This window comes from Nocardioides sp. (assembly GCF_016462705.1).
GTDB lineage: Bacteria > Actinomycetota > Actinomycetes > Propionibacteriales > Nocardioidaceae > Nocardioides.
Genome location: NZ_JAEMSS010000179.1, coordinates 1 through 8,374, shown reverse-complemented (window position 1 = coordinate 8,374; position 8,374 = coordinate 1). Strand labels below are relative to the sequence as shown.

The window sequence follows — 8,374 nt, the reverse complement described above, 5'->3', positions numbered from 1 at the left end:
ACCGAGGCGATGAAGGACGTCGTCGACCCCGAGCTCGGCATCAACGTCGTCGACCTCGGCCTGGTCTACGACGTGCACCTCGACGACGGCTCCAACTGCGTCCTCGACATGACGCTGACCTCCGCGGCCTGCCCGTTGACCGACGTGATCCAGGACCAGACCAACTCCGCCCTGGAGGGCCTGGTCAACGACGTGGCGATCAACTGGGTCTGGATGCCGCCGTGGGGCCCGGACAAGATCACCCCGGACGGCCGCGAGCAGCTGCGGGCGCTCGGCTTCAACGTCTGAGTCCGAGCCGCGACGCCGCGGGGCCAGTAGCGTCTGCCGGGTGAGGACCGCCCCGGTTCCCGGCGACCGCGATCGACTGAGCCGAAGACGGCTGCGCCGTGTGGTGCTCGGGTCGGGCCTGGTGGCGACCGTCGCCGGTCTGGACACCGCAGTGCGCGGAGTCCGGTCGTTCGCCGGTGTCCGCGCGCCGGGCGAGCCGGCCGTCGAGAGCGAGACGCGGTTCTACGGCGCCGTCTACCTGGCGCTGGGGATCTCGACGGTCTCGCTCTCCCGGCGGGCCGACCGGGACCCAGCTGGTGTGCGAGCGCTCGCGGGGACCATCTTCCTCGCCGGCCTCGCCCGGGCCGGCGCCTGGCGGACGGCCGGCGCCCCGCACCCGCTCCAGCGTGCGCTCCTGGCGGTCGAGCTCGTCGGCCCACCCGCCCTGGTGGCGTGGCAGGCGAGCCTGCGTGGCACGCCCGACACGGATCCGGCGTCCTCGGCGTGACCACGGTCCTCGTCCCACGCGAGCGAGTGGCGCGCTGGGTGGCGAACTTCGGCGAGCGGCACGGCGGCGCCGAGCTGCGGGTGACCGACGGCGCGCTGTCCGGGACCGCTACCGACGGCTCGACGTTCGAGGCCCGGCTGCCCTTCGCCGCCGAGTACGCCGGCCCGGCCGAGCCCGACGGACTCGTCGCCGCCGTCGCGGCGCCGGGCGACTGGGGCGTCCTCCTGGTCCGCAAGGGCGGCTTCGCCGTCGCCCGGATGTCCGGCGACCGGTTCGTGGAGTCGAAGGTGGGGCAGCGCCACGTGCAGGGCCGCACGAAGGCGGGTGGCCAGAGCCAGCAGCGGTTCGCCCGGCGGCGCGACAACCAGGCCAGACAGGCCTACGAGGCCGCAGCCGAGCATGCCGTCCGCATCCTCGGGGAGGGGCCGCTGACCGTCGTGGCGGGTGGTGACCGCGCCGCCGTGGACGAGGTCCTCGCCGACAGCCGGCTACGCCGGCTGGCGGTCGTCGACCCCTGGCTCGCGGTGCCGGACCCCAGGCGTGGTGTGCTCGAGCAAGCGGTCCGGGACGCCTGCTCGGTGCGGGTCGAGGTCGTCAACGCGGGGGAGACCTGATGCGACTGCTGCTGATGGCCGACACCCACGTCCCCCAGCGCGCCAAGGACCTGCCCGCGGTGCTGTGGGACGAGGTGGACCGGGCGGACCTGGTCGTGCACGCCGGGGACTGGGTCGACGTCGGGCTGCTCGACCGGCTGGAGGCGCGCAGCGCCCGGCTGCTCGGGGTGCACGGCAACAACGACGGGCCTGCGCTGAGGGCGCGGCTCCCCGAGGTGGCGCGCGCGGAGGTCGGCGGCGTGCGGCTCGCGGTGGTGCACGAGACAGGTGGCAGACAAGGGCGTGAAGCGCGCTGCGCCGCGGCGTACCCCGACGTGGACGTCCTCGTCTTCGGCCACAGCCACATCCCCTGGGACACCACTGCCGACACCGGGCTGCGGCTGCTCAACCCGGGCTCGCCGACCGACCGGCGCCGCCAGCCGCACTGCACCTACCTGACCGCCGTGGCGACCGCCGGACGCCTGGCGGACCTGGTGCTGCACGAGGTGCGGCGGTCCTGAGGCCGAACCAGTGCCGAAAGGCCCGCCCGACCTGACCGTCGGCCCTTCCACCGGCGCGGGGCGTTCGGCCAGTCTGGTGACGTGGCAGACACGTCGGTCATCGAGATCAGCGGCCTGGTCAAGTCGTTCGGGGCCCATCGCGCGTTGGACGAGCTCGACCTGGAGGTGAGCAGGGGAGAGATCCACGGATTCCTGGGCCCCAACGGGGCGGGCAAGTCGACCACCATCCGGGTGCTGCTGGGTCTGCTGCGCAAGGACTCCGGCGACGTCCGGCTGCTCGGCGGGGACCCCTGGCACGACGCGGCCGACCTGCACCGGCGCCTGGCCTACGTCCCCGGCGAGGTGAACCTGTGGCCCGGCCTGACGGGTGGCGAGGTGATCGACCTGCTCGGCAGGCTGCGCGGCGGTCTGGACGAGGGGCTGCGGGCGGAGCTGGTCGAGCGCTTCGAGCTCGACCCGACCAAGAAGGCGCGCAGCTACTCCAAGGGGAACCGGCAGAAGGTCGCGCTGGTCGCCGCGCTCGCCTCCGACGTGGAGCTGCTGCTGCTCGACGAGCCGACGTCCGGCCTGGACCCGATCATGGAGTCGGTCTTCCAGGACTACGTCGACGCGTTCCGCGACCGGGGCAACACGGTGCTGCTCTCCAGCCACATCCTCGCCGAGGTCGAGCGGCTCTGCGACCGTGTGAGCATCATCAGGACCGGTCGGTGCGTGGAGTCCGGCACGCTCGGCGAGCTGCGCCACCTCACCCGGACGTCGGTCACTGCCGAGCTCGCCAGGCCACCGGAGGGGCTCGCGGACATGCCGGGCGTCCACGGCCTGTGGCTCGACGGCAACCGAGCGATGTTCGAGGTGGACACGGTCGACCTGGACCGTGCCGTCGGGGTGCTCCACCGGGCGGGGATCGTCTCGTTGACCAGCCAGCCGCCGACGCTGGAGGAGCTGTTCCTCCGGCACTACGGCGACGAGATCACGGAGAGCCCCGAGGCCGAGGCGTCGGCATGACCGGCACCTGGTCGTTCGTCCGCGCCTACCTGCGCCGCGACCGATGGATGCTCCTGTGGTGGAGCGTGGGCGTGGCACTGCTCCTACTGGAGCCAGGCCGTCAGCGTCGACGGGCTCTACGAGACCCAGGCCGACTTCGACCGCGCGGCGGCGAGCATGGAGAGCAACGCCGGTTTCATCGCGATGACTGGTCCGGCGCGGGCGCTCAACACGGTCGGCGGGCAGGTCACCTGGCAGTCCGCCGCGTTCGGGGCGATCGCTGCAGGCCTGATGAGCATGTTCCTCGTGGGGCGCCACACGCGCGCGGAGGAGGAGTCGGGGCGTGACGAGATGCTCCGAGCCGCCGCGGTGGGCCGGCAGTCGACGACGGCGGCCGCCTTCCTCACCGCCCTCGTCGCCAACACGGTCCTCGGCGCGGCGGTGGCGCTGAGCCTGATCGCCTACCCCCTGGAGCTCGCGGACTCGCTCGCGCTCGGCGTGGGCGTGGCGCTGTGCGGGTTCTTCTTCAGTGGCGTGGCGCTCCTGTCGGCCCAGCTGACCTCGACCACCCGGGCGATGTACGGCCTCACCGGCGCGGTGATCGGCCTCGCGTACGCCCTGAGGGCCATCGGTGACGTCGGATCGCCGGTCCTCAGCTGGATGTCGCCCATCGGCTGGTACCAGGCGATGCACCCGTTCTCCGGGCTGCGCTGGTGGCCGGCCCTGCTGCTGGTCGCCGCATCGGTGGTCGCCGCCGGGGCGGCGTACGTCGTGTTCCTGCGCCGTGACTACGGCTCGGGGGTCTTCGCCGCGCGACCCGGTCCTCCTCGGGCCGCGCGAGGTCTGTCGCGACCGGCCGGCCTCGCCTGGCGGCTCCAGCGGGGGACCGTGCTCGGCTGGGGGATCGGGATGTTCCTGGGTGGTGTCGGCTACGGGACCCTCGGCGACGACGTCGACTCGCTGCTGGGCGACTCCGACCTCGCCAAGGACATGTTCGTGCAGAGCGGTGGTGCCCTCGTGGACGCGTTCTACTCGACGATGATCCTCACGCTCGCCCTCATCGGAGCGGGGTTCGCGATCTCCTCGGCACTCCGGCCGCACGGGGAGGAGGACGCGGGCCGGGTCGAGGCACTGCTGTCGACGGCGCTGCGCCGCCGCGACTGGCTCCTCGGTCACGTGCTGGTCACGGTCGCGGGGACCGTCCTCGTGCTGCTCGTCGCCGGCCTCGGGATGGGGGTGGGCTACGCGCTGGTCACGGGTGACGGCGAGGCGGTGGCCGACTACGTCCTCCCGACCCTGGGGCACCTGCCGGCGGTGCTGGTGCTCGCAGCGGTGGCCCGGCTGATGTTCGGGGTCGTGCCGCGGGCGGCGTTCCTGTCCTGGTTGGGGCTCGTCTTCTGCCTGGTGGTGATGCTCTTCGCCGAGGTCTTCCGGATGCCGCAGTGGTTGCAGGACGTGTCGCCGTTCGAGCACCTGGCGCTGATGCCGGCCGAGGACTTCGCCTGGGCGCCGTTCGTGGCGGTCACGGCCGTGGCTGTCGCCCTGAGTGTCGCCGGCCAGATCGCCTTCCACAGGCGCGACGTCGGCTAACGTCCGAGCCATGTGGCAGCCCGAGCCCGGCTGGGTGGCCCTGCGCAACGGCACCGGGACCTCGACCGTGGGCGTGTGGCGAACGGTGCTCGGCGGCCGCCCGGTCGTCGTGAAACGGCTGGGTGCCCCGTCCGAGCACGACCCTCCGGAGCTGAGCGACCCTCGGCACTTCGCCTACTGGCGGCGTGCCGCCGACGTCGTCACGTCGGGGATCGTGCTGCGGACCCCCGGGCTGCGGGCGCCCGAGCTCACCTCCGTCGAGGAGGACGCCGACGGCATCACGCTCACCGCCGACTGGGTGGAGGACGCCGCCAACAGCGGACTGTTCGCCACGCACGCGCTGGGCCGCTTCGCCGGTGCCGAGCTCGGCAGCCGCGACTGGCTCGCCCGCGACCAGCTCCGGGACCGGATCCGGCGGGTCGAGCACCGGGGCGGGTGGCCGACGCTGGCCCGCACCACCGTCGCCGACGTCGCCGACCACCTGTGGGGACGGCGCGGGGCACTGCTGGACCAGGTCGACCGGCTTCCCCAGGTGGCCCAGCACGGCGACCCGGTGCCCGCCAACCTCCCGGGACGCCTCGGCGACGACGTCCTGGCCATCGACTGGGCGACCCTGGGGCGCGGGCCCGTCGGCGCGGACCTCGGCTACTACCTCCTCAACGCGCGGGAGGAGCTCGAACCGCTCCTGGACGCCTACCTGCTGGGGCTCCCCGAAGGCCTGGCCACGCGCGAGGAGGCGCTGCACGGCGCCCGCGTGTGCGCCGTCCTGACGGCGTTGAGCCGGGCCGAGTGGGCGCTCGCCCGGGTCGCCGGCGGCGAGGGTGCGCTCGCCGGGAAGTACCGGCACCCGGCCGTTGCGCCGCACCTGCGGGTCCTGCAGCGGCAGTTCCCGCTGATCGAGGCCCTGGTCGAGGGGTAGCCAGACCTCAGAGCTGGGTGGCGGAGAACGTGTCGCACGCGTCGATCGACTTGGCGGCCAGCCCGGTCTCGAACCAGGCGACGCGCTGCTTCGACGAGCCGTGCGTCCAGCCCTCGGGGTCGACCTCGCCCCCCGAGGCCTCCTGGATGCGGTCGTCACCCACGGCCTTGGCGGAGTCGATGGCCTCCTCGATGTCGGCGCGGTCGACCACGTCGAAGATCTTGACGCCCTTGGCGTCGGTGGTGCTCATCGCCCCCTTGGTCCACATGCCGGCGTAGCAGTCGGCCTGGAGCTCCAGGCGGACGGCGTCGCTGTCGGGGCCCTGCTGGGTCTTCACCTTGCCCATCGTGCCGAGCAGGTTCTGGATGTGGTGACCGTACTCGTGCGCCAGGACGTAGGGCTCGACGAAGTCGCCGCCGCTGCCGCCGAGCTGGCCCTCGAGGACGTCGGCGAAGAAGGTCGAGTCGAGGTAGATCGTCTTGTCGAGCGGGCAGTAGAACGGGCCCACCGCCGAGCTCGCGCTGCCGCAGCCGCCGGTCGACACCGCCTCGGTGAACGTGACGATCTCGGTGGCCTCGAACGCGGTCCCGGTCTGCTGCTGCAGGGTGCTCTCCCAGTAGGCGCGCAGCGAGTCCTCGACGAGCTCGCGCGCACAGTCGGCGCTCTCGTTGGCGTCCGCGCCGGTCTTGCACTCGTTGTAGCGGTCCGTCGCGGTGTCCGTCCCGGTGCCGCCGCCACCGTCACCGCCGCCGGCGAACTGCACCACCAGGAAGATGATGATGATCAGGATGACGCCGCCGATACCTCCTCCGGCAGCACCCGAGGGGATCGGCAGCCCCTGGAGGCCACCTCCGGAGCGACCTCGGCCGGCGTCGCGGACGCCGCCCTTGTCGATGGTGGCCTTCGGGTTGAACCGCACCCCAATACACTAACGACAGTCATGATCACCGCCCATCAGCTCGAGGTCCGAGCCGGTGCGCGGCTCCTCATGGAGGGCGTCAGCTTCCGCGTCGCTCCCGGTGACAAGGTGGGGCTCGTCGGGCGCAACGGCGCCGGCAAGACGACGCTCACCAAGATCCTCGCCGGGGAGGCGCTGCCTGCTGCGGGCACGGTGCACACCACCGGGACCGTCGGCTACCTCCCACAGGACCCGCGCACCGGCGACCCGACCGTGCTCGCTCGCGAGCGGATCCTGTCCGCGCGCGGTCTCGACGACGTCGTACGCCGCCTCCGGGCCTCCGAGACCGAGATGGGCAGCGACGACCCGGAGGTGCGGGACCGGGCCATGCGCCGTTACGAGCGAGCGGAGGCGGAGCTGCACGCCGGAGGCGGGTACGCCGCCGAGGCCGAGGCCGCCCAGATCGCCTCCAGCCTCGGGATCGAGGACCGGGTCCTCGGCCAGCCGCTGTCGACCCTGAGCGGCGGTCAGCGGCGCCGCGTCGAGCTGGCCCGGATCTTGTTCTCGGACGCTGAGTCGATGCTGCTCGACGAGCCGACCAACCACCTCGACGCCGACTCGATCATGTGGCTGCGCGACTACCTGGCGTCGTACAAGGGCGGACTGATCGTGATCAGCCACGACACCGGCCTGCTCGAGCGCACGGTCAACAAGGTCCTGCACCTCGACGCCAACCGGGCCGAGATCGACGTCTACAACATGGGGTGGAAGCCCTACCTGCTGCAGCGCGAGACCGATGAGAAGCGCCGCAAGCGGGAGCGGATGAACGCCGAGAACAAGGCGAAGACGCTCACCGACCAGGCCAACCGGATGCGCGCCAAGGCGACGAAGGCGCAGGCGGCCCAGTCGATGCTCAAGCGCGCCGAGCGCCTGATGGCCGGTGTGGAGGCCGAGCGCCAGTCGGACAAGGTCGCAAGGATCAAGTTCCCGGCGCCGGCACCGTGCGGCAAGACCCCGCTCACCGCGGCCGAGCTGTCGAAGTCCTACGGCTCGCTCGAGGTCTTCACCGACGTCGACCTGGCCATCGACAAGGGCTCCCGGGTGGTCATCCTCGGCCTCAACGGGGCCGGCAAGACGACGCTGCTGCGGATCCTGGCGGGCGTCGACCAGTCCGACACAGGCCGGGTCATCCCCGGCCACGGACTCAAGATCGGCTACTACGCCCAGGAGCACGAGACCCTCGACACCGACCGGACGGTGCTCGAGAACATGCAGAGCGCCGCGCCGCAGCTCACCGACACCGACGCCCGCTCCGTCCTCGGTGCCTTCCTCTTCTCCGGGGACGACGCCCACAAACCGGCCCGGGTGCTCTCCGGCGGCGAGAAGACCCGGCTGGCGCTGGCCTCCCTGGTCGTCTCCAGCGCCAACGTCCTCCTGCTCGACGAGCCCACCAACAACCTCGACCCGGCCTCCCGCGAGGAGGTGCTCGCCGCCATCCGGTCCTACGAGGGCGCCATCATCCTGGTCACCCACGACGAGGGCGCCGTCCTGGCGCTCGAGCCCGAGCGGGTGCTGATCCTGCCCGACGGGGTCGAGGACCTGTGGAACGAGGGCTACGCGGACCTGGTGGCCTTGGCCTGACGGCATCCGTTGGTCGAGGAGGTCGCGCAGCGACCGTCTCGAGACCTCGCAAGCCGTGGCTGGGACGTGACCACCCCGGTGTGCTGGGCGGTCCGAGGGCGGGACGTGGCGGCCGCGCGCGTACCAGCCCGGTCGCCTCGGGGGAGCGGTTCCTGAGGCAGGGGCTTGCCCGACCGGAAGCCTGCGTGGCGCACCGCTGCCCTACGGGCCCGCCGACGCCGGGGTCCGGACTTCTGCACCCAGTCCTGCACTTCTGCACCGAGATCTCGGTGCAGAAGTGCAGGGGTCACCGGATATCCGGGGACCCCGCCGCTGCCCCCGCCCGCCTCAGACCGCTAGCTCGCGTTTCGCACGCATCTGGTGCGTGCGATCCACGCGCTTGTCTCGGATACCCCCATCGCAGACGGTGGTGGTGCCCGCGCATGCGGGCGGCGGGGCGGAGCCCTGCCGCTG

9 protein-coding genes are annotated in these 8,374 nt (G+C 72.4%); 8 read left to right on the top strand and 1 reads right to left on the bottom strand.

The annotated features are described in order from the left end of the window. The 7 genes from JHD21_RS18190 to JHD21_RS18160 all read left to right on the top strand — a co-directional run. A partial coding sequence (locus JHD21_RS18190) for a metal-sulfur cluster assembly factor (RefSeq protein WP_292678042.1) occupies positions 1-288 on the top strand: 288 nt, incomplete at its 5' end. A 40-nt stretch (positions 289-328) separates the two neighbouring features. Then, positions 329-775, top strand: coding sequence for a DUF4345 domain-containing protein (locus tag JHD21_RS18185; protein ID WP_292678040.1), 447 nt, complete (start codon positions 329-331; stop codon positions 773-775). Then, positions 772-1,389, top strand: coding sequence for an acVLRF1 family peptidyl-tRNA hydrolase (locus JHD21_RS18180; RefSeq protein WP_292678038.1), 618 nt, complete (start codon positions 772-774; stop codon positions 1,387-1,389). The genes JHD21_RS18185 and JHD21_RS18180 overlap by 4 nt, the downstream gene beginning before the upstream one ends. Then, complete coding sequence (locus tag JHD21_RS18175) at positions 1,389-1,889, top strand: metallophosphoesterase (RefSeq protein WP_292678036.1); 501 nt, start codon at positions 1,389-1,391, stop codon at positions 1,887-1,889. The genes JHD21_RS18180 and JHD21_RS18175 overlap by 1 nt, the downstream gene beginning before the upstream one ends. Before the next feature lie 81 nt (positions 1,890-1,970). Then, positions 1,971-2,894, top strand: coding sequence for an ABC transporter ATP-binding protein (locus JHD21_RS18170; RefSeq protein ID WP_292678034.1), 924 nt, complete (start codon positions 1,971-1,973; stop codon positions 2,892-2,894). 156 nt (positions 2,895-3,050) lie between these two features. After that, complete coding sequence (locus tag JHD21_RS18165; RefSeq protein ID WP_292678033.1) at positions 3,051-4,463, top strand: polyketide antibiotic transporter; 1,413 nt, start codon at positions 3,051-3,053, stop codon at positions 4,461-4,463. 10 nt (positions 4,464-4,473) lie between these two features. Beyond that, positions 4,474-5,382 carry a phosphotransferase gene (locus JHD21_RS18160; RefSeq protein WP_292678031.1) on the top strand — a complete coding sequence of 303 codons (909 nt, stop codon included), beginning with the start codon at positions 4,474-4,476 and terminating at the stop codon, positions 5,380-5,382. A gap of 7 nt (positions 5,383-5,389) precedes the next feature. Here JHD21_RS18160 and JHD21_RS18155 read toward each other — a convergent pair whose 3' ends face one another. Continuing rightward, the gene (locus JHD21_RS18155) at positions 5,390-6,301 is read right to left on the bottom strand and encodes a neutral zinc metallopeptidase (protein ID WP_292678029.1); all 912 of its coding nucleotides are present in this window, start codon (positions 6,299-6,301) and stop codon (positions 5,390-5,392) included. A 21-nt stretch (positions 6,302-6,322) separates the two neighbouring features. Here JHD21_RS18155 and abc-f point away from each other — a divergent pair, with 21 nt between their 5' ends. After that, complete coding sequence (abc-f, locus tag JHD21_RS18150; protein WP_292678027.1) at positions 6,323-7,921, top strand: ribosomal protection-like ABC-F family protein; 1,599 nt, start codon at positions 6,323-6,325, stop codon at positions 7,919-7,921. Positions 7,922-8,374: the final 453 nt, after the last annotated feature.

Coding starts and splice junctions, on each gene's coding strand:
- JHD21_RS18175 (WP_292678036.1), top strand. CDS start 1,389: ATGCGACTGCTGCTGATGGCCGACACCCACGTCCCCCAGCGCGCCAAG.
- JHD21_RS18165 (WP_292678033.1), top strand. CDS start 3,051: ATGGAGAGCAACGCCGGTTTCATCGCGATGACTGGTCCGGCGCGGGCG.
- JHD21_RS18160 (WP_292678031.1), top strand. CDS start 4,474: ATGTGGCAGCCCGAGCCCGGCTGGGTGGCCCTGCGCAACGGCACCGGG.
- abc-f (WP_292678027.1), top strand. CDS start 6,323: ATGATCACCGCCCATCAGCTCGAGGTCCGAGCCGGTGCGCGGCTCCTC.